Origin of the sequence: Paraburkholderia sp. J69-1 (genome assembly GCF_905220255.1) — a bacterium.
In the GTDB taxonomy this organism is placed as follows: domain Bacteria; phylum Pseudomonadota; class Gammaproteobacteria; order Burkholderiales; family Burkholderiaceae; genus Paraburkholderia.
Genome location: NZ_CAJMZG010000001.1, coordinates 33,246 through 59,435, shown reverse-complemented (window position 1 = coordinate 59,435; position 26,190 = coordinate 33,246). Strand labels below are relative to the sequence as shown.

Genomic DNA, 26,190 nt, shown 5'->3' with positions numbered 1-26,190 from the left:
CCCACGCTTCCCCTGAGTTTTCCGTTGTATTTGCCCGCCGCCGCGTTCACTCGCTGCGGGCGAGCGATGCGCTATCGTGTGTGCGCGCCATGTGGCTGCGCGCCGCTGTTGCATCGCATCGAACCCGCATCCGGCATCACTGTTTGCGCACCAGATTCGCCCCTGCAGCCGTAACGGCACCATGGCGGGGCACGCGCGTTTTCGCGAATGTCGCGTGGTATCGCGAGCGTGGCAAACTCTTTACAATGAATCGCACATTGCCATGAAAGCCAGCCTCCAACTCCGCCTCTCGCAGCATCTTGCGCTCACGCCACAACTGCAACAGTCGATCCGGCTGCTGCAGCTGTCGACGCTTGAACTGCAGCAGGAGGTCGCCACGGCGATCTCGCAAAATCCGCTGCTCGAGAACGACGACTGGATCGCGAGCCCCTTGCGCGTCGCCGCTGACGGCTCGCTCATCGCGCAGCCGCCGCAGTCCTCCGGCGCGGAATCGATGCAGGGCGCGAGCAACGGCTCGAGCTCGTCGGGCAGCGATAGCGACAACAGCGACGGCGAACCGCGCGGCGTAGACGACTACAACGGTCTCGGCGGCGACTCGAACGGCGACTCCAGCCAATGGAACCTCGACGACTACGGCCGCTCCGGCAGCGCCTCGGACGACGACGACCTGCCGCCGCTGCAGATCCACGAATCCACCACCACGCTGCGCGATCACCTGATGGCGCAGCTGCGTGAAACGAATGCGAGCCTGCGCGATCGGGCGCTTATTACGTTCCTGATCGAATCGCTCGACGAAGACGGCTATCTCTCGTCGACCTTCGACGAAATTCTTGCCGATATCCCGGAAGAACTCGAAGTCGACGCCGACGAACTGAACGCCGCGCTCGCCCTGCTGCACAGCTTCGACCCGGCAGGCGTGGGCGCACGTTCGGCCTCCGAATGCCTGAAGCTGCAACTGCTGCGCGTCAATTCGTCGCCTACGCGCACGCTGGCGCTCGAAATCGTGTCGAACCATCTGGAACTGCTCGCGGCGCGCGATTTCACGCGCTTGCGCAAGCAACTGAAGACCGGCGACGACGAACTGCGCGACGCGCACACCTTGATCCGTTCGCTCGAACCGTTCCCGGGCGCGTCGTACGGCAAGGCCGAAGCCGACTACGTGGTGCCGGACATCATCGTCAAGAAGACGGGACAGAACTGGTTCGCAGAACTGAATCCGGAAGTGGTGCCGAAGCTGCGCATCAACCATCTGTACGCGAATATCCTGCGCAACAACCGTGGCGATCCGGGCAGCGGCTCGCTGCGTCAGCAACTGCAGGAAGCGCGCTGGCTCATCAAAAATATCCAGCAGCGCTTCGAAACCATCCTGCGCGTGGCGCAGGCTATCGTCGAGCGTCAGAAGAACTTCTTCGTGCACGGCGAGATCGCCATGCGCCCCTTGGTTTTGCGGGAAATTGCTGATACGCTGGGCCTACACGAATCAACTGTCTCGCGTGTGACAACCGGTAAATACATGCTGACTCCGTTCGGGACACTTGAATTTAAGTACTTCTTCGGATCGCATGTATCGACGGACACGGGAGGCGCAGCATCGTCTACCGCGATCCGCGCGCTCATCAAGCAACTCATAGGAGCCGAGAACACCAAATCCCCTCTTTCGGACAGCCGCATCGCCGAACTGCTGGCTGAACAGGGTTTCGTGGTGGCGCGACGCACCGTCGCAAAGTATCGCGAAGCACTGAAGATTCCAGCGGTCAATTTGCGCAAGTCTCTTTGAGCCTGTTCCGGCCTTTACGGAGCAGGCGTTTTCCGGCCGCAACGCCAGTTGGCGGAAATGGCCGGCCGCGCTAGTCGTTCGTAGCAGGCCTTTCGGGGAGCCGCACGCATCGGCAAGTCAGTCGACCGGCACAGCCGCGCTTCACGCGTCACGCGGCCATCAGCCTGGAGAAGCACTATGAATCTGAAGATCAGTGGACACCATCTCGAAGTAACGCCAGCGTTGCGCGAATACGTGATCACCAAACTGGACAGGGTGCTAAGGCATTTCGATCAGGTCATCGATGGCAATGTGGTCCTCTCGGTCGACAACCACAAGGAAAAGGACAAGAGACAGAAGGTTGAAGTGAACCTTCATCTGAAAGGCAAGGACATCTTCGTCGAGAGCTGCAATGGCGACATGTATGCCGCCATCGATCTCGTGGTCGATAAACTCGATCGCCAGGTCGTGCGTCACAAGGACCGCGTGCAGGGACATCAGCACGAAGCGCTCAAGCATCAGCCGCAGGTACAGATCGAACTACCGCCGCAATGATGCGATGAAGATGTAGGTGCAGTGGCGTTCGCGGGGCAAGCCGGTTGAGTTCCGATGCAGCCCCGTTAAAAACTGGTTCGAGCGCCCATTCAATGCGCCCGCGCAGCCGCCCCACCGGGCGGCTTTTTTAATGGAAGCATGCAGGAAAGCAACGGCAGGCACGCGGCGCGCGTTCGGCATCGAACGGTGTTGCCGGGTGCAACCGTGCAACAATGGTTGCGCCGATGCACGGTGCATCGCACCATCGGCCAGTACGCTTGATCTATAATGGACTGGTCGTTTTTCGGGGTATCACGTCCCCACGGTCCCGGCTCCGCGCAGGTAGTGCCATCGAGGCGCCGGCCGCGCACGCATTGCCCGGTGCGCAAAGGCATGATTGCCTCGCGTATCCGTCGTGTCGTTTGCCGGGGTGAGGAGCATTTCAGGCCACGTTTTCGCCTGCCAACATGAATCGTTTAGCCAAAATACTTCCCATCGAGAACGTCGTCGTCGGCCTGTCCGTTACCAGCAAAAAGCGCGTATTCGAACAAGCTGGCCTGATCTTCGAAAACCAGAACGGCATTGCCCGCAGCACGGTCACCGACAATCTGTTCGCGCGCGAGCGCCTCGGCTCCACCGGTCTCGGTGAAGGCGTGGCGATCCCGCACGGCCGCATCAAGGGCCTGAAGCAGCCGCTCGCCGCCTTCGTGCGACTCGCCGAACCGATCGCTTTCGAAGCGCCGGACGGCCAGCCCGTCTCGCTCCTCATCTTCCTGCTCGTGCCCGAACAGGCGACGCAGCAGCATCTTGAAATTCTGTCCGAGATCGCCCAATTGCTGTCGGATCGCGAAACGCGCGAGCGCCTGCACACGGAAGAAGATCGCGAGACATTGCATCGCCTGCTCACCCAGTGGCAACCTTGATGTAGTGCGCGTTCGCGCGGGCGCAGCGCTTGCCGGCCACGTGCCTCGCAGGCGCCGCTGCGCGCATGCATTGCAGCGGTGCGCCGCCCATCCGTGAAAACACGGGACAACCGGGCAAGGCAGGTATCCGTTAAAACGGTGGAAGTACTGAAGAAGTAGTCAAGCGAGTCACTGCGGAGTCACCGACTCATGGACACGTCCAGCATCAACGCCCAAAGCATCTTCGACGACAACGCCACCACGCTGAAGCTCAGCTGGTTGACGGGGCACGAAGGCTGGGAACGCGGCTTTTCGGCCGAAACCGTTGCCACGGCCACGGCCAGCGCCGACCTCGTCGGCCACCTGAATCTGATTCACCCGAACCGTATCCAGGTGCTCGGCGACGCCGAAGTGCATTACTACCAGCGTCAGACCGACGAAGACCGCTCGCGCCACATGGCCGAGCTGATCGCGCTGGAACCGCCCTTCCTCGTGGTCGCCGACGGCATGACCGCGCCGCCCGAACTGGTCCTGCGCTGCACGCGCTCGTCCACGCCGCTGTTCACCACGCCGATGTCGGCGGCTACCGTCATCGACAGTCTGCGTCTGTACATGTCGCGCATTCTCGCGCCGCGCGCGACGCTGCACGGCGTGTTTCTCGACATCCTCGGCATGGGCGTGCTGCTCACCGGCGATTCGGGTCTGGGCAAGAGCGAGCTGGGGCTCGAACTCATCAGCCGCGGCCACGGTCTGGTCGCCGACGACGCAGTGGATTTCGTGCGCCTCGGCCCCGATTTCGTCGAAGGCCGCTGCCCGCCGCTGTTGCAGAATCTGCTCGAAGTGCGCGGTCTGGGCCTGCTCGACATCAAGACGATCTTCGGTGAAACGGCCGTGCGCCGGAAAATGAAGCTCAAGCTGATCGTGCAACTGGTGCGCCGCCCCGACGGCGAATTCCAGCGCCTGCCGCTGGAAAGCCAGACCGTGGACGTGCTCGGGCTGCCCATCAGCAAGGTCACGATTCAGGTGGCGGCGGGTCGAAACCTCGCCGTGCTGGTCGAAGCGGCTGTGCGCAACACGATCCTGCAACTGCGCGGCATCGACACATTGCGCGACTTCATGGACCGCCAGCGTCTGGCGATGCAGGACCCGGACAGCCAGTTTCCGGGCAAGCTGATCTAAAACCACACAGCAAATACCCAGCGCGCATCGCGCTGCGGCCAGCCCGGCTGCGCCCTCCTGTCATCGCGAGGGCGCGGATCGGATGCTATGATGACCCAATCGGGTTCATCGACTTTCCCATGCGTATCATCCTGATCACCGGCATTTCGGGCTCCGGCAAGTCAGTGGCGCTCAACGCGCTCGAAGACGTCGGCTATTTCTGCGTCGACAATCTCCCCCCGCGTTTTCTGCCGCAACTCGCGCAATATCTCTCCGAAGATCGCTACGAGCGGCTTGCGGTGGCGATCGACGCGCGCTCGAGTTCGTCGTTCGAAGACATGCCGGAGATGATCCGCGACCTCGCGCGCGAGCACGATGTGCGGGTGCTGTTCCTCAACGCGAGCACGCAGTCGCTGATCCAGCGCTTCTCGGAAACGCGCCGCCGCCATCCGCTTTCGGGTTCGGCCGCGCACGACGCCAACGTGGGCATGCTCAAGTCGCTGGAAGAAGCGATCGAGCACGAGCGCGAACTGGTCGCCAATCTCGCCGAATTCGGCCATCAGGTCGATACCAGCAATCTCAGCTCGAACTCGCTGCGCCAGTGGGTCAAGGTGTTCGTCGAAGGCGAGCGCGGCTCGCTGATGCTCACCTTCGAATCGTTCGGCTTCAAGCGTGGTGTGCCGCTCGACGCGGATCTCGTGTTCGACGTGCGTACGCTGCCCAATCCGCATTACGACGCCCGCCTGCGGCCGCTCACCGGGCTCGACCAGCCCGTGATCGACTTCCTCAAGGCGCAGCCGGCCGTGCATGAAATGATCGACGATGTCTATGCGTTCGTGGCCAAGTGGCTGCCCCATTTTCGCGCCGACAACCGTAGCTATCTGACCGTCGCGATCGGCTGCACCGGCGGCCAGCATCGTTCGGTCTTTATCGCCCAGACGCTCGCCGCGCGCTTTGCGGGCGAGTCGAACGTGATCGTGCGTCATCGCGATGCACCTCTCGACGTCGGAGAATCGTCCCGGCTGATCGCCTAACCGGTCGCGCGTGCGCGGCCTTTTATGAAGCGTTGCGCCATGTCCTCCTCTCCTGCCGTGCTCGCCGATTTGCCGCTGTTTCCGCTGCATACGGTGCTCTTTCCCGGCGGCCTGTTGCCGCTGAAAATCTTCGAAGCGCGTTATCTGGACATGGCGCGCGAATGTCTGCGCGAGAAAACGCCGTTCGGCGTGTGTCTGCTCAAGAGCGGCGGCGAAGTCGCGCTGCCCGACGAGAAGTCCGTGCCCGAAAACATCGGCTGTCTCGCGCAAATCGAGCAATGCGATGTGGAGGCGTTCGGCATGCTGCTGATCCGCGCGCAGGGCACGCGGCGCTTCCGCTTGCTCTCGCATCGCACGCAACCCGACGGCCTGCTGGTCGGCATGGCCGAGCCGCTACCCGACGATATCCCGCTGGAAGGCGCCGATCATCTGGCGCGTTTTGGCGCATGCGCGGAAGTGCTGGAGCGCATCATCGCGACCATCAGCGAGCGCGACGCGGCCAGCGTGCCTTTTGCGGAGCCGTTCCGCTTCGACGATCCCTCGTGGGTCTCCAACCGTCTCGCCGAAGTGTTGCCGATTGCACTGCGGGCGCGCCAAAAGCTCATGGAACTGAACGACGCCAGCGAGCGCATCGACGTCGTTCATCACTACATGCAACAGCATCAGTTGCTCTGACGCTCTGACGCCGCGGCCCTGAACCCCATCGCTCAGATCAGCGAACCGCGCAGACCGTCGAGCAGTTTGCGCACCGGCGCGGGCACGCCGTAGGCGTCGATATCGGGCAGCGGAACCCAGACCGTTTCGGCTTCCTGCGCAACCAGCTTGCCGCCCTTGCGGCCTAGCTCCGCCACACGCGGCTCGATATCGAGTTTGAAGTGCGTGAACGTATGCGTGAGCGGCGCGAGCGGCGAAACCGTTGCGACATCGGCGCCAAAACCTTCGGCGCGCGCAGCCAGCGCGGCTTCGTCGGCCGCTTCGGGCAGACTCCACAAACCGCCCCAGATGCCCGAAGGCGGGCGCTTTTCCAGCATCACCGAATCGCCGTCCATCAGCACGAGCATCCACGTCTGGCGCAGCGGCACGGCCTTCTTCGGGCGCGACGCGGGCAACTGACGCTGACGGTTGGTCGTCTTCGCGACGCAATCGTCCGCGAACGGGCAGCGCTCGCAATCGGGCTTGCCGCGCGTGCACAGCGTTGCGCCCAGATCCATCAGACCTTGCGTGTAGGAACTCACATCGGCGTCGGTGGCGGCGGCGTCCGGCACCAGCGACTCGGCCAGCGTCCACATGCCGTTTTCCACGCGCTTTTCGCCCGGAAACCCTTCCACGCCGAACACGCGCGCCAGCACGCGCTTCACGTTACCGTCGAGAATCGTCTCGCGCGCGCCGAAAGCGAACGAGGCAATCGCCGCCGCGGTCGAGCGCCCGATGCCCGGGAGTTCCGCGAGTCCTTCGACGGTGCGCGGGAACTGGCCGCCGTGCTGCTCCGCCACCACCTGCGCGCAGCGATACAGATTGCGTGCACGCGTGTAGTAGCCGAGCCCGGCCCACAAGGCCATCACATCGTCGACGGGCGCATTGGCGAGCGCTTCGACGGTCGGGAAACGATCGAGAAAACGTCCGTAATACGGAATCACGGTGGAAACCTGCGTCTGCTGCAGCATGATTTCCGATAACCAGATGCGATACGCGTCGCGCGTGTTCTGCCACGGCAGGTCGTGACGGCCGTGCTCGCGCTGCCAGGCGATCAGGCGCGGCGCGAAGCTGGCCAGCAGCGCGACGGGGTAGGTGGACTTCAGCGCGGCCTGGCGCGCGGCGCTCGTGAGCGTGTCGGTGGATGCGGTCGAAAGATACATGTTGATGCGTGCCCGTCAGCGCTGGCAGCGCGGACAGAAATAAGTGGAGCGCTGGCCCTGCACGATCTGCTTGATCGGCGTGCCGCAAACGCGGCAAGGCTGGCCCGCGCGGTCATAAACGAAATATTCGAGCTGGAAATAGCCGCTCTCGCCGTTGCTGCCGACGAAGTCGCGCAGCGTGCTGCCGCCCTTCTCGATCGCCGATGCGAGCACGGCGCGCACGGCGTCCGCGAGCAGTTCATAGCGCGCGAGCGAGACGCGGCCCGCCGGCGTGGTCGGGCGAATGCCGGCGCGAAACAGACTCTCCGACGCGTAGATATTGCCCACGCCCACCACGATATCGCCCGCAAGCAGCGCCTGCTTGACGGCAACCTTGCGCCCGCGCGTCTCGCGAAACAGCAGCGCGCCGTCGAAGGCGGGCGTGAACGGCTCGATGCCCAGACCCGCGAGCAGCGGATGACCGAGCACGTCGCCCGCTTCGCGCGGATGCCAGAGCACGGCGCCGAAGCGGCGCGGGTCGCGGTAGCGCAGCGTGAAATCGTCGAATAGCCAGTCGACGTGATCGTGCTTTTCGGCCGCCGGCGGCTTTGGAAGATTACGTAACACCCGCAGCGTGCCAGTCATGCCAAGATGGACGATGAACCAGCCTTCGTCGACTTCGAACAGCAGATATTTGCCGCGCCGCCCCACGGAACGAATCGTGCGACCGCGTAGCGTGCGGGCAAGCGTGGCGGGCACGGGCCAGCGTAGCGACGCGTTGCGCACGTCCACGCGCTCGACGCGGCGACCCGCGACCCACGGCTCGATGCCCCTGCGGGTGACTTCGACTTCTGGCAGTTCTGGCATGTCTGGCTGCTGGAGAAAGGCTGGTGAGATTGAGCTGGCACTAAAGCTTCAATAATGCGCGGATGGCGCCGGGCTGGTCTGCAACTTGCGTCATCGTCGTGCGCGTATTGTAGCCAGCGCGTTACAATCGACCGAAACATTCGACGGAATTCCATGGAACTGTCTTTCGTAAAGCTGTTTGCGAAGCGCCTGCCTGGAGCAGCGCCGCGCCCGCGCAACACCTCGGCGCTACGTGCGTTCGGACCCCGTCGCCTGATCGGCGCAGCCGTGCTCGCAGCGTGGGCGTTGACCACTTCGAGCGCCTACGCGCAAGGTCCGTCCCCCGACGCGGACGACACCTCCGTCACGATGCCGGATGCCTTCGGCCCCGCCACGGCGGACGAGCAGAAGGATCTGCCGGGCGTCCCGCTCTCCAGCCAGATCGTCTTCCAGGTGCTCGCCGCCGAAGTCGCGTTGCAACGCGATCAACCGGCGCCGGCCTTCCAGACCTATCTGGCGCTCGCGCGCGACACGCATGATCCGCGCATGGCGCAGCGTGCGACGGAAATTGCGCTCGCCGCGCAAAGCCCGACCGACGCGCTCACCGCCGTGCAGCTCTGGCAACAGTACGCGCCCGATTCGGAGCGCGCGGCCCAGCTCGACGCCTCGCTGCTCGTGCTCGGCGGCAAGCCCGCCGACGCGCAGCCGCTGCTCGCGCGCGAACTGGCCCGCGTGCCGGCCGACAGCCGCGGCCCGGCCATCCTGTCGCTGCAACTGCTGCTGTCGCGCGGCCCGAACCGCTCGGGCGGCCTGGACGTGCTCAAGTCGCTGCTCGCGAACGACATGAACCGCCCGGAAGCGCAACTCGCGATCGGCCGTCAGCAACTGCTCGCCGACGATGTGCCCGGCGCGCGCAAGTCGTTCGAACAGGCGCTCACGATCAAGCCCGACTATCTGCCGGCCGCGCTGATGCTCGCGCAGATGGGCCCGGAAGAGCGCAAGGAAGGCATCGCGTCGATCGAAAAATACGTGCAGGCCAATCCGAAGTCGCGTGACGGGCGCCTTGCGCTCGCGCAGACCTATCTGGCCTCGGATCGCCTCGACGACGCGCAGAAGCAGTTCGAGATTCTGCACAAGAACGACGCGAAGGATCTGATGCCGCTGATGGCGCTTTCGCTCATCAGCGTGCAGCAAAAGAAGTTCGACGACGCGAAGAAGTATCTGGTTCAGTACGCGCAGCAGGCGGAAAAGACGCCGGGCGCCGATCCTGGCCAGGCTTACATCTATCTGGCGCAGCTCTCCGTCGAGCAGAAGGACGACGCGGGCGCGCAGGCGTGGCTCAACAAGATCGGCCCGAGCAGCCAGCAGTACGTGCCCGCGCAGATCACGCGCGCGCAGATGCTCGACCGTCAGGGCAAGATCGACGATGCACGCCGTCAACTGGCCAGCATCCAGAGCGACGATCCGCGAGACCAGGCGCTGATCGCCCGCACGGACGCCGCCATCCTGTTCGACGCGAAGCGCTACCCGGAAGCCGAAGCGCGTCTGGCCAAGGCCACCGCCGATTTCCCGGATGATCCCGACCTGACCTACGACTACGCGATGTCCGCCGAAAAGAACGGCCATTACGAAGTCATGGAAGCGCAGTTGCGCAAGCTGATCAAGACGCAGCCGGATAACCCGCAGGCGTACAACGCGCTCGGTTATTCGCTGGCCGACCGCAACCAGCGCCTGCCGGAAGCGGACAAACTGGTCACGAAGGCTTCGGCGCTTGCCCCGGACGACGCGTTCATCATGGACAGCGTGGGCTGGGTCAAGTACCGCATGGGCGATACCGCAGACGCCATCAAGGTGCTGCGCAAGGCTTACAGCCTGCAGCCGAACGCGGAAATCGGCGCGCATCTGGGCGAAGTGCTCTGGAAGAACGGCGACCAGGACGCCGCGCGTCAGGCATGGCGCGAAGCGCGCAAGCTCGAGCCCGACAACGACACGCTCCTGAAGACGCTCAAGCGCTTCCAGGTCAACGATCTTTGATCGATATCCGATGGCTGAACTTCAACTGCATCAAGGCTCGCACTCTGGTCTGTCCGGGCGCCTGATCCGGCGCCCGGCGCTGGCGCGGGGTGTTGCCGCCGCCGCCGCGCTGCTCGCCCTCGCGGGCTGCGCGACGCAAACGCCGCACCAGCCGTCCACCGCGCGCGCGACCACCTCGCTCACGACGCAGACGTCGCGCGCCTGGCACGGCCGCTTCGCGATCCAGTACAACGATCAGAACGGCCAGCAACGTAACGCCTACGGCAATTTCGACTGGCGCGAAACCGACTCGACCGTCACGCTGCAACTGCTCAATCCGCTTGGGCAAACGCTGGCGATCGTGACGTCGGCGCCGGGCCAGGCCACGCTGGAACTGCCGAACAAGCAGCCGCTGACCGCCGATAACACCAGCACGTTGATGCAGCAGGCGCTGGGCTTCGCGCTGCCGGTGGAAGGATTGCGCTACTGGCTGCAGCCGTCGGCGGCACCGGATTCGCGCGCTCATACGACGCCCGATCCGCAGAATCCGCAGCGCCTCTCGAAGATCGAGCAGGATGGCTGGACCATCGACTATCTCGCTTACGCGGACGCGCCGGCTAGCGGCGTCAAACGCGTGAACCTCACGCGCGAAGATCCGCCGCTGCAGATCAAGCTCGTGATCGATCAGTAACGCACACGCACACCCAGGCGTAATCCAGATAACCCAGGTAAATCCAGGAATGCGCCCGGCACGCGCCGCACGCCTCTCTCGCCGGCCCGGCGCAGGCGTCAAAGCGCGCGAAGCCGGGCACCAGGCATCATGACCGAAACTCAAGACTCGCTGCGCGGCTGCCTCGCGCCCGCGAAACTCAATCTCTTCCTGCACATCACGGGCCGCCGCCCGGATGGCTATCACAATCTCCAGACCGTATTCCAGTTGCTCGACTGGGGCGATACGCTGCATTTCACGCGTCGTCAGGACGGCCGCATCACGCGCACGACGGAAGTCGACGGCGTGCCCGCCGAAACCGATCTCACGGTGCGCGCCGCGACCTTACTCAAGCAGCACACGGGCACCCAGGAAGGCGTCGAAATCGACATCGAAAAACGCCTGCCGATGGGCGCGGGTCTCGGTGGCGGCAGCTCGGACGCGGCGACCACGCTGCTCGCGCTCAACCGTCTGTGGAAATTGAATCTGCCGCGCGAAACCCTGCAGGCGCTCGCCCTGAAGCTGGGTGCGGATGTGCCCTTTTTCGTGTTCGGCAAGAACGCGTTCGCAGAAGGCGTGGGCGAAGCGCTACAGGCGGTAGAATTGCCGGCACGCCACTTTCTGGTGGTTACGCCGCAGGCGCATGTCCCTACCGCCGAAATTTTCTCGGAAAAGCAGTTGACAAGGGACACACAGCACTGCACAATAGCATTCTTTCTTGCACAGCAAGCAACGCAGCAGGGATGGCCAGATAGCTTCGGTCATAACGATATGCAAGCGGTTGTCGCAGGAAAATACGCGGAAGTAGCGCAAGTGCTGCGATGGTTTGATGATGTATCAAACAGTGTCGCGCCAGCGCGGATGACCGGATCGGGTGCAAGCGTCTTCGCAGCATTCGCCAGTCGGAACGAAGCAGAATCGGCTCAGGCCAAACTGCTTGCGGAACAGCCGAACTGGAGAAGCGCAGTCACCTCGAGTCTGGACAAGCATCCACTCTTCACTTTCGCGTCATAGTTTTGCGTGGCTGATCGTCCTACCGGTCAGTCAGGCTCGAAGTTGAGTGTAGGGGAGTCGCCAAGTTGGTTAAGGCACCGGATTTTGATTCCGGCATGCGAGGGTTCGAGTCCTTCCTCCCCTGCCAAAAATTCTAAAGTAGTTCGCCCAAGTAGTTCCTCTCGCCCCCCCAAGTCCGCAGCAGGTGCATGATGAGCAGCCATGACGGCCTGATGGTTTTTACTGGCAACGCAAATCCCGCGCTTGCACAGGAAGTCGTCAAGACCCTCGGTATTCCCCTCGGTAAGGCTATGGTTAGCCGCTTCTCCGACGGTGAAATCCAGGTCGAAATCCAGGAAAACGTGCGCGGTAAGGACGTCTTCGTCCTTCAGTCGACCTGCGCACCGACCAACGATAACCTGATGGAACTGATGATCATGGTCGATGCGCTCAAGCGCGCATCTGCTGGCCGGATCACCGCAGCCATCCCCTACTTCGGCTATGCCCGTCAAGACCGACGCCCCCGTTCGGCGCGCGTCGCCATCTCGGCGAAGGTCGTGGCGAACATGCTGGAAATCGCGGGCGTCGAGCGGATCATCACGATGGATCTGCACGCTGACCAGATCCAGGGCTTCTTCGATATTCCCGTCGACAACATCTACGCTACGCCCGTGCTGCTCGGCGATCTGCGCAAGCAGAACTACGAGAACCTGCTGGTCGTTTCGCCGGACGTCGGCGGCGTGGTGCGCGCCCGTGCGCTCGCCAAGCAGCTGGGTTGCGATCTCGCGATCATCGACAAGCGTCGTCCGAAGGCGAACGTCGCCGAAGTGATGAACATCATCGGTGAAGTCGAAGGCCGCACCTGCGTGATCATGGACGACATGGTCGACACCGCCGGCACGCTCTGCAAGGCAGCGCAAGTGCTGAAAGAACGCGGCGCCAAGCAGGTATTCGCTTACGCTACGCACCCGGTTCTCTCGGGTGGCGCAGGCGAGCGTATCGCTGCTTCGGCTCTGGACGAACTGGTCGTGACCGACACGATTCCGCTGGGCGCAGAAGCCCGTGCGTGCCCGAAGATCCGCGCGCTCACGAGCGCCGGTCTGCTGGCAGAAACGTTCTCGCGTATCCGTCGCGGCGACTCGGTGATGTCGCTGTTCGCGGAAAGCTAAAAAGATTGGCGCGAAGGCGCGGCATTCGCAAGGATGCCGCGCCTTCGTGTAATCAGCGCAAGCGGACGAAGGTTTGCGCTGCATCGTCGGGGGCCTTCTGGCAAATCGCCGAAAGGACCCCGTTTTATTTACTGCCTGGTCGCGGGCAGTGCATTGAAAAGAGAACACCATGAAAGTCATCGCTTTCGAGCGTAACCTGCAAGGTACGGGTGCGAGCCGCCGCCTGCGCATCGCTGGCAAGACCCCTGGCATCGTTTACGGTGTCGGCGCTGAGCCGGAACTGATCGAAGTCGATCACAACGCGCTGTGGCACGCCCTGAAGAAAGAAGCTTTCCACTCGTCGATCCTCGAGCTCGAAGTGGCAGGCAAGTCGCAACAAGTTCTGCTGCGCGACGTGCAATACCACCCGTTCCGTCAGCTCGTGCTGCACGTGGACTTCCAGCGCGTTGACCCGAGCAAGAAGATCCACACGAAGGTGCCGCTGCACTTCCTGAACCAGGAAACCAACCCGGCTGTGAAGACGGGTGGCGCGATCATCTCGCACGTTCTGGCTGAAATCGAAGTCCAGTGCCTCCCGGCCCAACTGCCGGAGTTCCTCGAAGTCGACCTGGCAAAGATTGAAGCCGGCCAGTCGCTGCACGCCAAGGACATCACCCTGCCCGCAGGCGTGACGCTGGTTCAGCACGTTGAAGTCGAAAACCCGGTCGTCGCTTCGGCACCGGTTCCGGCTGGCGCGCAAGCTGCTGCTGAAGGCGAAGCTGCTGCTGAGTAATCAGCCGGCAACAGCCGATCCTCTCGATCCGTTTGCATAAAACGGTCGAAGTGACCCGCCGCGGTTAGCCCCGGCGGGTTTTTTTTCGCACTCTTTTCGACTCTTCCGTACACTTGCGAATCCATTAAGCGATTTACGCAGGCGGAACACCCAACATGATCAGGTTGATCGTCGGGCTCGGCAATCCGGGCGCCGAATACACGGCGACGCGCCACAACGCGGGCTTCTGGCTCGTGGACCAGCTCGCGCGCGAAGCCGGCACGACGCTGCGCGACGAGCGCCGCTTCCACGGCCATTACGCGAAAGCGCGCCTCTACGGCGAGGAAGTGCATCTGCTCGAGCCGCAGACCTATATGAACCGCTCGGGCCAGTCGGTCGTCGCGGTGGCGAACTTCTTCAAGATCCTGCCCGATGAAATCCTCGTCGCGCATGACGAACTCGATCTGTCGCCCGGCACCGTCAAGCTCAAGCTCGGCGGCGGCAGCGGCGGCCACAACGGCCTGAAGGACATTTCCGCGCATCTGTCGACGCAGAATTACTGGCGTTTGCGCATCGGCATCGGCCATCCGCGCGACCTGATTCCCGAAGGCGCACGCGCCGGCGCGAAGCCCGATGTGGCGAATTTCGTGCTGAAGCCGCCGCGCCGCGAGGAGCAGGACGTGATCGATGCGTCGATCGAGCGCTCGCTCGCCATCATGCCCACCTTCGTCAAGGGCGAAACCGAACGCGCTGTGATGCTGCTGCATCGCAACGGCTGATTTTCGCGCGCGGCACAGCCGACCAGGCGGCCGCGCGCCGCTGGTCAATTCGAAGCAAGGAGAGCGTCTTGAGTCGTTTCTGGAGTGACATCGTCCACCGTCTCGTGCCTTACGTGCCCGGCGAACAGCCGGCGCTCGCGCATCCGGTGAAGCTGAACACCAACGAGAACCCGTACCCGCCCTCGCCGCGCGTGCCCGAAGCGATTCGCGCCGAACTGGGCGAGCATGGCGAATCGCTGCGCCGCTATTCCGATCCGGTCGCGAAGCGCCTGCGCGCCGCCGTGGCCGCGCATCACGGCCTGCGCGCCGATCAGGTGTTCGTGGGCAACGGCTCCGACGAAGTGCTCGCCCACGCCTTCCAGGCGCTGCTCAAGCACGACAAGCCGATCCTCTTCCCGGACATCAGCTACAGCTTCTATCCGACCTACGCGCGCCTGTACGAAGTCGAGTTCGAAACCGTGCCGCTCGACGACAAATTCGAGATTCGCGTGGACGATTACCTCAAGCCGAACGGCGGGGTGATTTTCCCGAATCCGAATGCGCCGACGGGCCACGCGCTGTCGCTCGCCGAAGTCGAGCGTCTGGTCGCGGGCAACCCGAACGTGCCCGTGATCGTCGATGAAGCCTATGTGGATTTCGGCGCGGAATCGGCGATTGCGCTGATCGATCGCTATCCGAATCTGCTGGTCGTGCACACGACCTCGAAGTCGCGCTCGCTCGCGGGCATGCGAGTGGGCTTCGCGTTCGGCCACGCCGATCTGATCGACGCGCTCAACCGCGTGAAGGACAGCTTCAATTCGTATCCGCTCGATCGCCTCGCGCAGGCGGCGGCCACGGCCGCGTACGAAGACGATGCGTACTTCAAGTCGACCTGTGAACGCGTGATCGCGAGCCGTGAGCGCTTGACGGCTGCGCTCGAAACGCTGGGCTTCGCGATCGTGCCTTCGGCGGCGAACTTCGTGTTCGCGAAGCATCCGAAGCACGACGCCGCGGCGATTTCGGCGAAGCTGCGCGAGCAGGAGATCTTCGTGCGCCACTTCAACGCGCCGCGTATCAACCAGCATCTGCGCATCACGGTCGGCACCGATGCCGAATGCGACACGCTGGTCGAAGCGCTCAAAGCCATCCTCGTGTAAAAACCGAGGCGCTTTCCCGCGTCCAGCCATAAAAAAACGCGCCCTTGGGCGCGTTTTCTCTTTGCAGCAGCAGTTCGTGCAGCTTCAGGCGTTTTTCGTCGCCGTCAGCGTCTCGTACTTCTGCATCAACTGCTCCTGCGACTCGATGTGCTCGGGATTCTTCGGGATGCACTCAACCGGACACACCTGGATGCATTGCGGCTCGTCGAAATGGCCGACGCACTCCGTGCATTTGTTCGGGTCGATCACGTAGATTTCCGGGCCCATCGAAATCGCGTCGTTCGGGCACTCGGGCTCGCAGACGTCGCAATTGATGCACTCGTCGGTAATCATCAGGGCCATACTTCTCTCGCGTTTCCCTTAAAAAACAACACATTATAACGCTGCGGCCCTGCGCTTGCCGGCCTCGCGAAATGCCTGCGAGGTCAGACTTTAGGCGCTGCGCCGAGCGCCGCGACCTTGTCCTGCAGACGCTTTTCCACTGACGGAAACACGAACTTGCTGACATCGCCGCCCAACTGGGCGATTTCGCGCACGATCGTGCCCGAAATGAACTGATATTGATCCGACGGCGTCATGAACATGGTCTCGACGTCCGGCAGCAGATAGCGGTTCATGCCCGCCATCTGAAATTCGTACTCGAAATCCGACACCGCACGCAGGCCGCGCACGATCACGCGCGCGTTGTTGCTGCGCACAAAATCCTTCAGCAGCCCCTTGAAACTCATCACCTGCACATTCGGATAATGACCGAGCACCTCGTGGGCAATTTCGAGCCTTTCGTCGAGCGAGAAGAACGGCTTCTTGTTGCGGCTGTCGGCCACGCCGACCACCAGCGTGTCGAAAATGCTCGATGCGCGCCGCACGAGATCTTCGTGACCGCGCGTGAGCGGATCGAACGTACCGGGGTACACGGCGACTACCATGAGGCTTCTCCTCTCAACAGAAATGGGGCGCATTGCAACGCCGCTGACGGTATGCACGGCATGCGCGAGTGCTTGCGTGACGCCCCTGGGCGCCCGCCCGCTTCGTTATCGAACGCGCATTATTCCTCATTTTCGCGCTGCAGCAAATGATAGCGAACCGCACCGGCCTTGCCCTCGCGCACCACGCTCCAACCCGCCAGCGCGGGCTGCGTGGCGGGATCGAGCGCGTCGCCGCACTCGACGTAGAGCCAGCCGTCGGACGCCACGAGCGGCGCGGCCAGTTCGAGCGCGCGCTGGAACAGCGCGGTGTCGCCGAACGGCGGGTCGAGAAACACCACGTCGAACGAGCCCGGCGCGAGGTTGGCGGCGAGCCGCAATGCGTCGGCTTCGGCGATCTCGATCATGCGTGCACCCAGGCGCGCCTGGTTCGCGCGCAGCTGAGCGGCCGCGCGGGCGCTGCGCTCGACCATCACGACGCGCGCGGCTCCGCGCGACGCCGCCTCGAAGCCGAGCGCGCCGCTGCCCGCGAACAGATCGAGGCAGCGCTGGCCGTCCAGATTCTGGCCGAGCCAGTTGAACAGCGTTTCGCGCACACGGTCGGGCGTGGGGCGCAGGCCGTCGAGATTGAGCACCGGCAGCGGCGTGCGTTTCCACTCGCCGCCGATGATGCGGATCGCGTGCGGGGCGTTGACTGGCGCCTTTGAGGCGGGTTTGGCGGCAGGCTTCGCGGCCTGCTTTTCAGCGGCTTTGAAGTCTTCCGGACGTGACAATGTTGAACGGCCCATACGTGTTGAAGTCAATCTGTTAGAGCGGAGGGATCGGTGCGGCTTGTGCCTGGGCGTGCAAAGCGCATGTCGCCCGCGCCGCACCGGCCATTGCGCGAACGTTACCACAGGGCCGCCTGCTCACCGCAACCCGATCCGCAACCCCGAGGCCTGATAGCCAGCATACGGCGCCCGCAACGGTCGCATGCGCGCCAGGCGCGCCGCGGCGACGCGCGCGGGGACGCCTGATAAAATGCTGTGTTTTCCACGCGTTGCCCGTATTTTCGACGTCGATGACCGTCCCTCGGTCAGACCCGCAACGCGACCCCACCACACCAGATCATGTTCAGTTTCTTCAAACGACTCCGGGGCTCGAAGGGCGCCGAAAACGAGGCAGCCGAGTCCGCCGCGAGCGAAGCCGAAGCCGCACACGACGAAGCGCCTGCAGCCGCCGAGACAGCCCCTGAAGCGCCCGCGCCCATCACGAGCGCCCCGGCGCCTGCGCCGCAAGCCGCCAGCGTCAACGTAAGCGACGTCAACGAAAGCGATGTCGACGAATTCGAAACCGTCGAAATCGTGCCGCCGCCCGTGCAAGACGCGAGCGCCAAGAAATCCTGGCTCACGCGTCTGAAGTCGGGGCTGTCGAAGACCGGCTCGAATATCCAGAGCATCTTCGTCAACGCGAAGATCGACGACGATCTCTACGAAGAGCTCGAAACCGCGCTGCTGATGTCCGACGCGGGCGTGGACGCCACCGAATATCTGCTCGACACGCTGCGCCAGAAAGTGCGCGCCGATCGCCTGACCGAAGCGCAACAGGTGAAGACCGCGCTGCGCCAGTTGCTGATCGATCTGCTCAAGCCGCTCGAGCGCTCGCTGATGCTCGGCCGCGCGCAGCCGCTCGTGATGATGATCGCGGGCGTGAACGGTGCGGGCAAGACCACCAGCATCGGCAAGCTCGCCAAGCATCTGCAGAGCTTCGACCAGAGCGTGCTGCTGGCCGCCGGCGACACGTTCCGCGCCGCCGCGCGCGAGCAGTTGACGATCTGGGGCGAGCGCAACAACGTGACCGTCGTGCAGCAGGAAAGCGGCGACCCGGCCGCGGTGATTTTCGACGCCGTGAACGCGGCGCGCGCGCGCGGCATCAACGTCGTGATGGCCGATACGGCCGGCCGTCTGCCGACCCAGTTGCACCTGATGGACGAGTTGAAGAAGGTCAAGCGCGTGATCGGCAAGGCTTTCGATGGCGCGCCGCACGAAGTCCTGCTGGTGATCGACGCCAACACGGGCCAGAACGCGCTGACCCAGGTGAAAGCTTTCGACGATGCGCTGGGCCTCACCGGCCTGATCGTGACCAAGCTCGACGGCACGGCCAAGGGCGGCATTCTGGCGGCGATTGCGCGCCAGCGTCCGGTGCCGGTGTATTTCATCGGCGTGGGCGAGAAGGTCGAAGATCTGCAACCGTTCGTCGCCGAAGAATTCGCGGACGCGCTGCTCGGCAACTGATCAGCGCCAACGCTGTCGCCGCACCGCTCAAAACAAAGGGCGCCGCTCTCACGAACGGCGCCCTTTTTCCATCCAACTCACGCGAACGCGAGCTTATTCCGCGTCAGGCTGCGCGCCTGGCGCCGCGCGCGCAAAGGCATCGAGTTGCGACGCGTGATCGCAGATGCGCTGGATCGTCGGGTAACGCGTGGTGTCGATCTTGAAGCGATTTGCGTTGAACACCTGCGGCACGAGGCACAGATCGGCGAGCGTCGGCGTATCGCCGAAGCAGAACTTGCCCGTGCGCGCGTCGCTGGCCAGCCGCGCTTCCAGCGTTTCGAAGCCGCTTTCGATCCAGTGGCGATACCACGCGTCTTTGGCCGCATCGTCGACGCCCAGCGTGTGCTTGAGGTACTTCAGCACGCGCAGGTTGTTGACCGGGTGAATCTCGCAGGCAATCTGCAGCGCCAGCGAGCGCACGTGCGCCCGGTCGGCGGGCGACTTCGGCAGCAGCGCCGGCTCGGGATGCGTCTCTTCGAGATACTCGATGATCGCGAGCGACTGCTGGATCGCGTGATTATCGTCGTCGACGAAGGTGGGCACGATCCCGTCGGGATTGAGCGTGCGGTACTCGGGCTTCAGCTGCTCGCCGCCGTCGCGCAGCAGATGCACGGGCACGGTCTCGTAGGGCAGATTCTTCAGGTTCAGCGCAATTCGCACGCGATACGACGCAGAACTGCGGAAATAGCTGTAAAGCTTCATGCTTTCCTCTCACGCTCTCTGGCTGAGTGTTATCAGGCGCGCGCTTTCAGACCACACGCACGGCAAATTCGCCGATGCCGTCCACGCCGCCCGTCATGACGTCGCCGGGCTTCACGGCGCCCACGCCTTCAGGCGTGCCCGTGTAAATCAGGTCGCCGGCCTTCAGCTCAAACAGCGTGGAAAGGAACGCGATCGTGTCGGCAACCGGCCAGATCAGCTGCGAAATGTCCGAGCGCTGCTTTTCTTCGCCGTTCACCTTCAACCAGATCGCGCCCGCGCCAATCTGGCCGACCTGCGCAACCGGATGAATCGGGCCGATAGGCGCCGAATGGTCAAAACCCTTCGCGGTATCCCACGGACGGCCGAGCTTTTTCGCTTCCGCCTGCAGATCGCGGCGCGTCATGTCGAGGCCGAGTGCGTAACCAAACACGTGATCGAGCGCGCTTTCGACGGGAATGTTTTTCCCGCCCTTGCCGATCGCAGCGACCAGTTCCATTTCGAAGTGCACGTTCTGCGACTGGTCCGGGTACGGAAAATCGGCGGTCGTGCCGGGCGCGACGTAGAGCACGGCGTCGGCGGGCTTGGCGAAGAAGAACGGCGGTTCGCGGTTCGGATCGTGGCCCATCTCGCGCGCATGCGCCTCGTAATTGCGGCCAACACAGTAGATGCGGCGCACCGGAAAGCGCGCGTCGCTGCCAGCGACCGGCACGGCGGCGAGCGGCGCCGGATCGAATACGTAAGTCATCGAAATCTCCGTCTTCTTGATGATGCCGGGTCTGCGCCGAGGGATTCGCGCGCGGCCTGGCGCAACGCACGAGTGTAACGCGCGCTGAACAAGAGGCGTCAGCACGCCGCGGCAATCCTGGCGGCGCGACGCTTGCTGCTGCGGTCATTGCGGCTCTCACTGCGTCGGGCTGGGCCGCGCGGGTCGTGCGATACTTCCTGCATCCCCGACATCTCCAACTTGACCCGGAGCAGCGCGCGCCGCCGGCTCCGCCCCACGCTGCCATGAACGCCCCCGAATCCGCCGATACCAACGCCCCCTTCTCCTGCGCCCGCTTCATCAAGGAGATCGGCCGCGGGCCGCACGGTGCGCGCTCCTTGTCGCCCGACGACACGCACGCGCTCTACGCGGCGATGCTCGACGGCCGCGTGTCCGATCTCGAACTGGGCGCGGTCCTGCTCGCCTACCGCCTGAAGGGCGAAACCGCCGAGGAACTGGCCGCGATGCTGGCCGCCGCGCACGCCTCGTTCGCGCCGCTCGTGGTGGCCGGAGGCGACTATCGTGCGGTGTCGATTCCGAGCTACAACGGCGCGCGCAAGCAGCCCAATCTCGTGCCGCTGCTCGCGCTGCTGCTCGCGCGCGAAGGCGTGCCGACGCTCGTGCATGGCGTGGTCACCGATCCGGGCCGCGTCACCAGCGCGGAGATTTTCGCGGCGCTGAACCAGCCCGCCGCCCGCGATCATGCGCAGATCGAAGCGCAACTGGCCGCTCAAAAAGTCGCGTTCGCGCCGATCGAAACGCTCGCGCCGCAACTCGCGCGGCTGCTTTCGCTGCGTCGGCGCATGGGTGTGCGCAACTCCACGCACACGCTGGTGAAACTGCTGCAGCCGTTCGCGCTGCCGGGTCTGCGCCTCGTCAACTACACGCATCCGCCGTATCGCGAAAGCCTGAGCGCCCTGTTCTCGGCGCACCCGGATGCCGCCGTGGGCGGCGCACTGCTCGCGCGCGGCACCGAAGGCGAAGCCGTCGCCGATACGCGTCGCCAGGTGCAGGTGGACTGGCTGCACGATGGCATCTGCGAAACGCTGATCGAGCCGGAGCGTTCGTCGCCGGACGCGCCCGAAGTCGATCTGCCTGAAGCCCGCGACGCCGCCACGACCGCCGCGTGGATCGCCGAGGTGCTGCGCGGCGATGCGCCGGTGCCCGACGCCATCGTCCGTCAGATCGAGACGATCAAGCGCATCGCCCGACGCTAAAGCCTGCGCCGCATCAATTCGCCGAAAGCCGCGCGGGGCGGGCGACCCGCGCGATTGCGAAAGCTACATCGGCGCGCTTCGTCGGCCAACTTCCGGCATCTTCCCGCCGCCGATCTGTCAATTCCCTGTTGACACGCGCATCCGCCCTGATTTACATTGGACGAATGCGTTCCTTCCCGAACACCCTCCGCATTGCCCACGGCCTACTATCGGCCCTATCGCTACGCCTAGCCTAAAGCTGGTGTAGCGCCGCAACGACCACCTCTCCGGTCACCGCGGTCCTCCCAAAGCAGTTCTCGCAGTACCCCAAATCCGCTGTATCTCTACAACCTGTCGTCTGCATTCGTCCGCTTACCGTTCGGACGAGTCGCGAGGTCAAAATGCACGTTGCATGGGCATCGTTCACGTCCGCTTTCGCCGCGCCGGCTACCGCCGTCACCGTGGCCGTCTTCTTCGCGTTCGAGGTTGCCGCCCGAACGCGTGAAGTTTCGCGCATCGTGCTCCGTCGCCAGCCCGCCAGCCGCCCGCTGCCGACCGCCATCGCAAACGACACCATGAAGAACGAGGCTCGTCATGTTGCGTAATCCCGCCGAGAAATACCGCCCTTTCCCCGCCATCCGCCTGAACGGCCGCAAATGGCCGACGCGCACAGTCGAACGCGCGCCGATCTGGATGAGCACCGATCTGCGCGACGGCAACCAGTCGCTGATCGAACCGATGAGCATCGAGCAGAAGACCGAATTCTTCGACATGCTCGTGGCAATCGGCTTCAAGGAAATCGAAGTCGGCTTTCCGTCCGCTTCGCAAACCGACTTCGATTTCGTGCGCAAACTGATCGACGAAAAGCGCATTCCCGACGATGTCACCATCGAAGTGCTCGTGCAGTCGCGTGAAGACCTGATCGCACGCACCTTCGAAGCGCTCCAGGGCGTGCCGCGCGCCATCGTTCACCTCTACAACGCGATCTGCCCGTCGTTCCGCAAGATCGTGTTCGGCCAGTCGCAGGATCAGGTGAAGGCGCTCGCCGTCGAAGGTACGCGCATCATCCGCGAATTCGCCGACAAAAACCCGCAAACGCACTGGATTTACCAGTATTCGCCCGAAACGTTCAGCATGACCGAGCTGACCTTCGCCCGCGAAGTCTGCGATGCGGTCGCGCAGCAGTGGCGTCCGACGCGCGATCACAAGATGATCGTCAATCTCCCGGCGACCGTCGAAGCGGCCATGCCCAACGTCTACGCCGACCAGATCGAATGGATGGACCGCAATCTCGCGTATCGCGACAGCATCGTGCTCTCCGTGCATCCGCATAACGATCGCGGCACCGCCGTGGCCGCAGCCGAAATGGCCTTGCTCGCGGGCGCGGATCGCATCGAAGGCTGCCTGTTCGGCAACGGCGAGCGCACCGGCAATGTCGACATCGTCACGCTCGCGATGAATCTCTACACGCAGGGCATCGACCCGGGCCTCGATTTTTCGGATATCGATTCGGTGCGCCGCATGGTCGAGCGCTGCAATCAGCTTCCCGTGCATCCGCGTCATCCGTATGCGGGCGACCTCGTGTTCACGGCGTTTTCGGGCTCGCATCAGGACGCGATCCGCAAGGGTTTTGCCGTGCAGCAGCCGGATGCCGTGTGGGAAGTGCCCTATCTGCCGATCGATCCGGCCGATCTCGGCCGCAGCTACGATGCGGTGATCCGCGTGAACAGCCAGTCGGGCAAGGGCGGCGCGACGTATCTGCTCGAACGCGGCATGGGCTTCACGCCGCCGCGCCGCGTGCAGATCGAGTTCAGCCACGCCGTGCAGAAGGTCACCGATACCTCCGGCGAAGAAATCACCGGCGAGGCGATCTGCGCGCTGTTCGCGAGCGAGTACTTCGAAACCGAAGGTCCGGCGGTTCATGCGGGTGCGGGACGTGTGCGCTTCGAGGGTCGCGATGTGGCGACGCCCACCGCCGCGCAGATCGACGAAACGCACGCACAGGCCGTGGCGACCGCGATTGCCGCAGCGGCCGGCGAAAGTATCGAGATCACGTCGTATGAAACCGCGCGCACGGCGCAAGGCGGCACCGCGGTGTTCGTGGGCGCCCGCGTGGGCGGCCAGACGCTGCGTCACGGCGTAGGGGTCGCGGACGACGCGGCGCATGCCGTCGCCGCCGCCATCGTCAGCGCGGTCAATCGCGCGGCGTGGCAGGACATCGACCGCCGCGTCGCGGCTTGAGCCTGATCCTGATCGACGGATTTAGCCAGTTTTAGAAGCAGTATCAGCAGTCAGGAAGGCGGCGCCGTTGAGCGCCAGCGGCATAACGGGCCGCTGGCGTGCGCCCGATCCACTTAACGTGCGGAATCGGCGAGTGGACTTACCGGTCGTCACTCGAGAGCACAACGCGTCGCCTGCCACGCGAGCAGACGCCAGTGGCCATCCTCCTGGGTCTGGATCGCGGTATAGGCAATCGGATAAAGCAGCGCGCCATTGTTGGCTTCCATCTCGATGAGCGCGCGGCCCGAGATCAGACAGGTCTCGGTGCCCACCGGCAGCACGTCCTGCGACTGGATCTCGATCTGGCGATAGCGGCGGCGCCCCGCCGTAATCGCGTCGATAAACTGCTGCTTGGTTTCGCGCTTGCCGTTCGTATGCACGAAGGTCGCGCTATCGGAAAGAAGCTGGTCCAGCGACGAGCCGTCGCCATCCACCATCGCGCGGAACCGCTCGCGCTCCAGTCCGCGAATCGCATCGATTACTTTCGCCGCCATTGCTCGAGCCCCTTGCGTGCGAGCCAGCCTGACTCCGCCTACTCACACCTAAGATTTACCCCACGCGCCTGGCTGAAATTTATACCAGGATTTCGCGCATGGATACTTGCGATCAAAGGCAGCGCCCTTATATAAGTGGGCAAGCGCACACGCGCTACGTGAATGCGCGCTCCAATGCCGCAGCCGAGCACTTTCAGATAATTCCGATGTCTATTGATCGTGCTCAGGAATCACAATGCCTGCCCTTCTTCTGACCCGCTTAAACGCCGTTTAAGACCAGATTAAGAACTGCTCGCTACGATAAGAATCGTGGCAAACATTATTCCGAAGCAGCGCTATTCCAGCCCTTTTTCTCCTCCGTTTCCGGTGTGGAAGCGGTCCAGTTCTAGAGTCTTTCTTCGGCCCGCCGATGTGCGCGGACCCGTCCGGGCCGCAGGCCCCGTGCAGCTTGCCTGCCAGCGTTTCGCTGAAATCTATTGATACAAGTTTTCGATAGCATCAGTGGAACCATGAAGCCCCTACAGACTCCAAGTAATTAGCACTCACTGATTCAGAGTGCTAACATCCACCGTGGAGTCGCTGTCTGACTTTTGCAAGATTCCTGAGGAGTTCGCTACGTGAGCAACGCAATGACCATGACCCTTCCGAATATGCTTAGCCCGTCGTCGGCCAAGGCCGGGGGTTCGGGTGTACTGGCGCTCGCGAACGCTTCCATGCTGCCCGGCCAGCTGGGCAACATCGACGCCTACATTCAGGCCGTGAACCGGATCCCGATGTTGACGCCGCAAGAGGAGCGCCAGTTCGCGACCGAGTTCCGCGAGCAAAACAATCTTGAAGGCGCGCGCCGCCTGGTGCTTTCGCACCTGCGTCTCGTCGTCTCGATTGCGCGCAATTATCTCGGCTACGGCCTGCCGCACGCCGACCTGATCCAGGAAGGCAACATCGGCCTGATGAAGGCCGTGAAGCGCTTCGACCCGGAGCAGAACGTTCGACTCGTGTCGTACGCCATGCACTGGATCAAGGCCGAAATCCATGAATACATCCTGCGCAACTGGCGCATGGTGAAGGTCGCCACGACCAAGGCGCAGCGCAAGCTGTTCTTCAACCTGCGTAGCCACAAGCAGGGCCTGCAGTCGTTCACGCCGGAAGAGATCGAAGGCCTCGCGCAGGAACTGAACGTCAAGCGCGAAGAAGTCGTCGAGATGGAAACGCGTCTGTCGGGTGCCGACATCGCGCTGGAAGGCCAGAACGACGACGGCGAAGAATCCTTCGCGCCGATCGCCTGGCTGGCCGATTCGCACAACGAGCCGAGCGCCGTGCTCGCCGCCCGTTCGCGCGACCGTCTGCAGTCGGACGGCATCGCCAGCGCACTGGAAGCGCTCGATGCGCGCAGCCGCCGCATTATCGAAGCGCGCTGGCTGAACGTCGAAGACGACGGTTCGGGCGGCTCGACGCTGCACGAACTGGCCGACGAATTCGGCGTGTCGGCCGAGCGTATCCGCCAGATCGAGGCAAGCGCGATGAAGAAGATGCGCACGGCACTGGCCGAATATGCCTGATCGACAACGGCGCGGGTCTTAAGACTCACCTCCCGCGCCAGGCTTCGCCACATACAAGCCCCGCTCACTGCGAGCGGGGCTTTTTCTTTTTGCGCGCACGGACAACGCGACGTACAACTTCGCGCCGTCGTTTTGCGTTCCCTCATAAGATATTTTCGAGATGATGCCGCCCTATCCAAGGAAGGCAGCGGTAAAGGTGTCGCGCAGTTTTGCATTCGACCCTGTCAATCTGACCTATAACATCTGCACGCAATGCCTTAGCAGTCCGTAGTAGTTAGCAAACGAATCATCGATAAAAAAGGGAGAAGCGAGCGTTCGCGACGCTGACAACCAGCGCCGGCGCTCC

At 63.5% G+C, this 26,190-nt stretch carries 26 protein-coding genes and 1 tRNA gene; 19 read left to right on the top strand and 8 right to left on the bottom strand.

Annotated features, from left to right (window positions below):
- Nucleotides 1–262: 262 nt before the first annotated feature.
- The 6 genes from U5A67_RS00310 (at nucleotide 263) to U5A67_RS00285 (ending at nucleotide 6,059) form a co-directional block, all read left to right on the top strand.
- Complete coding sequence (locus tag U5A67_RS00310; RefSeq protein WP_205984044.1) at nucleotides 263–1,777, top strand: RNA polymerase factor sigma-54; 1,515 nt, start codon at nucleotides 263–265, stop codon at nucleotides 1,775–1,777.
- Between the two features lie 177 nt (nucleotides 1,778–1,954).
- Nucleotides 1,955–2,311: a ribosome hibernation-promoting factor, HPF/YfiA family gene (gene hpf / locus U5A67_RS00305; protein WP_027815676.1), complete on the top strand. Its 357-nt coding sequence runs from the start codon at nucleotides 1,955–1,957 to the stop codon at nucleotides 2,309–2,311.
- 446 nt (nucleotides 2,312–2,757) lie between these two features.
- Nucleotides 2,758–3,213, top strand: coding sequence for a PTS IIA-like nitrogen regulatory protein PtsN (ptsN, locus tag U5A67_RS00300; RefSeq protein WP_027815677.1), 456 nt, complete (start codon nucleotides 2,758–2,760; stop codon nucleotides 3,211–3,213).
- Nucleotides 3,214–3,402: 189 nt separating this feature from the next.
- On the top strand, nucleotides 3,403–4,371 hold the full coding sequence (gene hprK / locus U5A67_RS00295; RefSeq protein WP_027815678.1) for an HPr(Ser) kinase/phosphatase: 969 nt from the start codon (nucleotides 3,403–3,405) through the stop codon (nucleotides 4,369–4,371).
- 119 nt (nucleotides 4,372–4,490) lie between these two features.
- The gene (gene rapZ, locus U5A67_RS00290; RefSeq protein WP_205984045.1) at nucleotides 4,491–5,384 is read left to right on the top strand and encodes an RNase adapter RapZ; all 894 of its coding nucleotides are present in this window, start codon (nucleotides 4,491–4,493) and stop codon (nucleotides 5,382–5,384) included.
- Nucleotides 5,385–5,423: 39 nt separating this feature from the next.
- A complete protein-coding gene (locus U5A67_RS00285; RefSeq protein WP_205984046.1) occupies nucleotides 5,424–6,059 on the top strand; it encodes an LON peptidase substrate-binding domain-containing protein in 636 nt (211 codons plus the stop codon).
- A 32-nt stretch (nucleotides 6,060–6,091) separates the two neighbouring features.
- Here U5A67_RS00285 and mutY read toward each other — a convergent pair whose 3' ends face one another.
- Together mutY and mutM are read right to left on the bottom strand one after the other, a co-directional pair.
- Entirely contained in the window at nucleotides 6,092–7,240 is a 1,149-nt protein-coding gene (gene mutY / locus U5A67_RS00280) for an A/G-specific adenine glycosylase (RefSeq protein WP_321815886.1), read from the bottom strand.
- Nucleotides 7,241–7,255: 15 nt separating this feature from the next.
- Nucleotides 7,256–8,086 (bottom strand): bifunctional DNA-formamidopyrimidine glycosylase/DNA-(apurinic or apyrimidinic site) lyase, encoded by an 831-nt coding sequence (gene mutM / locus U5A67_RS00275; RefSeq protein WP_205984048.1) that lies wholly within the window; start codon nucleotides 8,084–8,086, stop codon nucleotides 7,256–7,258.
- Between the two features lie 153 nt (nucleotides 8,087–8,239).
- Between mutM and U5A67_RS00270 the strand changes: the two genes are divergently transcribed.
- The 8 genes from U5A67_RS00270 (at nucleotide 8,240) to hisC (ending at nucleotide 15,615) form a co-directional block, all read left to right on the top strand.
- Nucleotides 8,240–10,099: a tetratricopeptide repeat protein gene (locus tag U5A67_RS00270; protein WP_321815885.1), complete on the top strand. Its 1,860-nt coding sequence runs from the start codon at nucleotides 8,240–8,242 to the stop codon at nucleotides 10,097–10,099.
- Between the two features lie 10 nt (nucleotides 10,100–10,109).
- Nucleotides 10,110–10,769, top strand: a complete 660-nt coding sequence (gene lolB, locus U5A67_RS00265) for a lipoprotein insertase outer membrane protein LolB (protein ID WP_321815884.1) — start codon at nucleotides 10,110–10,112, stop codon at nucleotides 10,767–10,769.
- Between the two features lie 129 nt (nucleotides 10,770–10,898).
- Nucleotides 10,899–11,801 (top strand): 4-(cytidine 5'-diphospho)-2-C-methyl-D-erythritol kinase, encoded by a 903-nt coding sequence (ispE, locus tag U5A67_RS00260; protein WP_321815883.1) that lies wholly within the window; start codon nucleotides 10,899–10,901, stop codon nucleotides 11,799–11,801.
- A gap of 50 nt (nucleotides 11,802–11,851) precedes the next feature.
- Nucleotides 11,852–11,928, top strand: a tRNA-Gln gene (locus U5A67_RS00255).
- Between the two features lie 64 nt (nucleotides 11,929–11,992).
- Nucleotides 11,993–12,949 (top strand): ribose-phosphate pyrophosphokinase, encoded by a 957-nt coding sequence (locus U5A67_RS00250; RefSeq protein WP_205984152.1) that lies wholly within the window; start codon nucleotides 11,993–11,995, stop codon nucleotides 12,947–12,949.
- A gap of 169 nt (nucleotides 12,950–13,118) precedes the next feature.
- Nucleotides 13,119–13,721, top strand: coding sequence for a 50S ribosomal protein L25/general stress protein Ctc (locus U5A67_RS00245; RefSeq protein ID WP_205984052.1), 603 nt, complete (start codon nucleotides 13,119–13,121; stop codon nucleotides 13,719–13,721).
- A 155-nt stretch (nucleotides 13,722–13,876) separates the two neighbouring features.
- A complete protein-coding gene (gene pth / locus U5A67_RS00240; RefSeq protein ID WP_167067373.1) occupies nucleotides 13,877–14,479 on the top strand; it encodes an aminoacyl-tRNA hydrolase in 603 nt (200 codons plus the stop codon).
- Between the two features lie 68 nt (nucleotides 14,480–14,547).
- The gene (gene hisC, locus U5A67_RS00235; protein ID WP_321815882.1) at nucleotides 14,548–15,615 is read left to right on the top strand and encodes a histidinol-phosphate transaminase; all 1,068 of its coding nucleotides are present in this window, start codon (nucleotides 14,548–14,550) and stop codon (nucleotides 15,613–15,615) included.
- An 84-nt stretch (nucleotides 15,616–15,699) separates the two neighbouring features.
- On the opposite strand, the gene U5A67_RS00230 is transcribed toward hisC, so the two are convergent.
- The 3 genes from U5A67_RS00230 to rsmD form a co-directional block, all read right to left on the bottom strand.
- Nucleotides 15,700–15,957, bottom strand: a complete 258-nt coding sequence (locus U5A67_RS00230; RefSeq protein WP_205984054.1) for a YfhL family 4Fe-4S dicluster ferredoxin — start codon at nucleotides 15,955–15,957, stop codon at nucleotides 15,700–15,702.
- An 83-nt stretch (nucleotides 15,958–16,040) separates the two neighbouring features.
- Entirely contained in the window at nucleotides 16,041–16,541 is a 501-nt protein-coding gene (gene coaD / locus U5A67_RS00225) for a pantetheine-phosphate adenylyltransferase (protein ID WP_205984055.1), read from the bottom strand.
- A 119-nt stretch (nucleotides 16,542–16,660) separates the two neighbouring features.
- A complete protein-coding gene (gene rsmD, locus U5A67_RS00220; protein WP_205984056.1) occupies nucleotides 16,661–17,326 on the bottom strand; it encodes a 16S rRNA (guanine(966)-N(2))-methyltransferase RsmD in 666 nt (221 codons plus the stop codon).
- 321 nt (nucleotides 17,327–17,647) lie between these two features.
- Between rsmD and ftsY the strand changes: the two genes are divergently transcribed.
- Complete coding sequence (ftsY, locus tag U5A67_RS00215) at nucleotides 17,648–18,811, top strand: signal recognition particle-docking protein FtsY (protein WP_321815881.1); 1,164 nt, start codon at nucleotides 17,648–17,650, stop codon at nucleotides 18,809–18,811.
- 93 nt (nucleotides 18,812–18,904) lie between these two features.
- On the opposite strand, the gene maiA is transcribed toward ftsY, so the two are convergent.
- Together maiA and U5A67_RS00205 are read right to left on the bottom strand one after the other, a co-directional pair.
- A complete protein-coding gene (gene maiA / locus U5A67_RS00210; protein WP_321815880.1) occupies nucleotides 18,905–19,552 on the bottom strand; it encodes a maleylacetoacetate isomerase in 648 nt (215 codons plus the stop codon).
- Nucleotides 19,553–19,598: 46 nt separating this feature from the next.
- On the bottom strand, nucleotides 19,599–20,297 hold the full coding sequence (locus tag U5A67_RS00205) for a fumarylacetoacetate hydrolase family protein (protein ID WP_205984059.1): 699 nt from the start codon (nucleotides 20,295–20,297) through the stop codon (nucleotides 19,599–19,601).
- Nucleotides 20,298–20,560: 263 nt separating this feature from the next.
- Between U5A67_RS00205 and ybiB the strand changes: the two genes are divergently transcribed.
- The 3 genes from ybiB to leuA all read left to right on the top strand — a co-directional run bounded on the left by ybiB (nucleotide 20,561) and on the right by leuA (nucleotide 23,752).
- On the top strand, nucleotides 20,561–21,532 hold the full coding sequence (gene ybiB / locus U5A67_RS00200; RefSeq protein ID WP_321815879.1) for a DNA-binding protein YbiB: 972 nt from the start codon (nucleotides 20,561–20,563) through the stop codon (nucleotides 21,530–21,532).
- A 380-nt stretch (nucleotides 21,533–21,912) separates the two neighbouring features.
- Nucleotides 21,913–22,116: a hypothetical protein gene (locus U5A67_RS00195; RefSeq protein WP_205984061.1), complete on the top strand. Its 204-nt coding sequence runs from the start codon at nucleotides 21,913–21,915 to the stop codon at nucleotides 22,114–22,116.
- Nucleotides 22,106–23,752 (top strand): 2-isopropylmalate synthase, encoded by a 1,647-nt coding sequence (gene leuA / locus U5A67_RS00190; protein WP_321815878.1) that lies wholly within the window; start codon nucleotides 22,106–22,108, stop codon nucleotides 23,750–23,752. The genes U5A67_RS00195 and leuA overlap by 11 nt, the downstream gene beginning before the upstream one ends.
- 149 nt (nucleotides 23,753–23,901) lie before the next feature.
- Here the strand turns inward: leuA and U5A67_RS00185 are convergent, their stop codons facing one another.
- Nucleotides 23,902–24,285 carry a nuclear transport factor 2 family protein gene (locus U5A67_RS00185; protein ID WP_205984063.1) on the bottom strand — a complete coding sequence of 128 codons (384 nt, stop codon included), beginning with the start codon at nucleotides 24,283–24,285 and terminating at the stop codon, nucleotides 23,902–23,904.
- Nucleotides 24,286–24,902: 617 nt separating this feature from the next.
- Between U5A67_RS00185 and rpoH the strand changes: the two genes are divergently transcribed.
- Nucleotides 24,903–25,844: an RNA polymerase sigma factor RpoH gene (rpoH, locus tag U5A67_RS00180; protein ID WP_321815877.1), complete on the top strand. Its 942-nt coding sequence runs from the start codon at nucleotides 24,903–24,905 to the stop codon at nucleotides 25,842–25,844.
- Nucleotides 25,845–26,190 lie beyond the last annotated feature (346 nt).

Excerpts from the sequence above, each read along its gene's own strand:
- U5A67_RS00310 (WP_205984044.1), top strand. The coding sequence starts at position 263 with ATGAAAGCCAGCCTCCAACTCCGCCTCTCGCAGCATCTTGCGCTCACG.
- hpf (WP_027815676.1), top strand. The coding sequence starts at position 1,955 with ATGAATCTGAAGATCAGTGGACACCATCTCGAAGTAACGCCAGCGTTG.
- ptsN (WP_027815677.1), top strand. The coding sequence starts at position 2,758 with ATGAATCGTTTAGCCAAAATACTTCCCATCGAGAACGTCGTCGTCGGC.
- hprK (WP_027815678.1), top strand. The coding sequence starts at position 3,403 with ATGGACACGTCCAGCATCAACGCCCAAAGCATCTTCGACGACAACGCC.
- rapZ (WP_205984045.1), top strand. The coding sequence starts at position 4,491 with ATGCGTATCATCCTGATCACCGGCATTTCGGGCTCCGGCAAGTCAGTG.
- U5A67_RS00285 (WP_205984046.1), top strand. The coding sequence starts at position 5,424 with ATGTCCTCCTCTCCTGCCGTGCTCGCCGATTTGCCGCTGTTTCCGCTG.
- mutY (WP_321815886.1), bottom strand. The coding sequence starts at position 7,240 with ATGTATCTTTCGACCGCATCCACCGACACGCTCACGAGCGCCGCGCGC.
- mutM (WP_205984048.1), bottom strand. The coding sequence starts at position 8,086 with ATGCCAGAACTGCCAGAAGTCGAAGTCACCCGCAGGGGCATCGAGCCG.
- U5A67_RS00270 (WP_321815885.1), top strand. The coding sequence starts at position 8,240 with ATGGAACTGTCTTTCGTAAAGCTGTTTGCGAAGCGCCTGCCTGGAGCA.
- lolB (WP_321815884.1), top strand. The coding sequence starts at position 10,110 with ATGGCTGAACTTCAACTGCATCAAGGCTCGCACTCTGGTCTGTCCGGG.
- ispE (WP_321815883.1), top strand. The coding sequence starts at position 10,899 with ATGACCGAAACTCAAGACTCGCTGCGCGGCTGCCTCGCGCCCGCGAAA.
- U5A67_RS00250 (WP_205984152.1), top strand. The coding sequence starts at position 11,993 with ATGAGCAGCCATGACGGCCTGATGGTTTTTACTGGCAACGCAAATCCC.
- U5A67_RS00245 (WP_205984052.1), top strand. The coding sequence starts at position 13,119 with ATGAAAGTCATCGCTTTCGAGCGTAACCTGCAAGGTACGGGTGCGAGC.
- pth (WP_167067373.1), top strand. The coding sequence starts at position 13,877 with ATGATCAGGTTGATCGTCGGGCTCGGCAATCCGGGCGCCGAATACACG.
- U5A67_RS00230 (WP_205984054.1), bottom strand. The coding sequence starts at position 15,957 with ATGGCCCTGATGATTACCGACGAGTGCATCAATTGCGACGTCTGCGAG.
- coaD (WP_205984055.1), bottom strand. The coding sequence starts at position 16,541 with ATGGTAGTCGCCGTGTACCCCGGTACGTTCGATCCGCTCACGCGCGGT.
- rsmD (WP_205984056.1), bottom strand. The coding sequence starts at position 17,326 with ATGGGCCGTTCAACATTGTCACGTCCGGAAGACTTCAAAGCCGCTGAA.
- ftsY (WP_321815881.1), top strand. The coding sequence starts at position 17,648 with ATGTTCAGTTTCTTCAAACGACTCCGGGGCTCGAAGGGCGCCGAAAAC.
- maiA (WP_321815880.1), bottom strand. The coding sequence starts at position 19,552 with ATGAAGCTTTACAGCTATTTCCGCAGTTCTGCGTCGTATCGCGTGCGA.
- U5A67_RS00205 (WP_205984059.1), bottom strand. The coding sequence starts at position 20,297 with ATGACTTACGTATTCGATCCGGCGCCGCTCGCCGCCGTGCCGGTCGCT.
- ybiB (WP_321815879.1), top strand. The coding sequence starts at position 20,561 with ATGAACGCCCCCGAATCCGCCGATACCAACGCCCCCTTCTCCTGCGCC.
- U5A67_RS00195 (WP_205984061.1), top strand. The coding sequence starts at position 21,913 with ATGCACGTTGCATGGGCATCGTTCACGTCCGCTTTCGCCGCGCCGGCT.
- leuA (WP_321815878.1), top strand. The coding sequence starts at position 22,106 with ATGTTGCGTAATCCCGCCGAGAAATACCGCCCTTTCCCCGCCATCCGC.
- U5A67_RS00185 (WP_205984063.1), bottom strand. The coding sequence starts at position 24,285 with ATGGCGGCGAAAGTAATCGATGCGATTCGCGGACTGGAGCGCGAGCGG.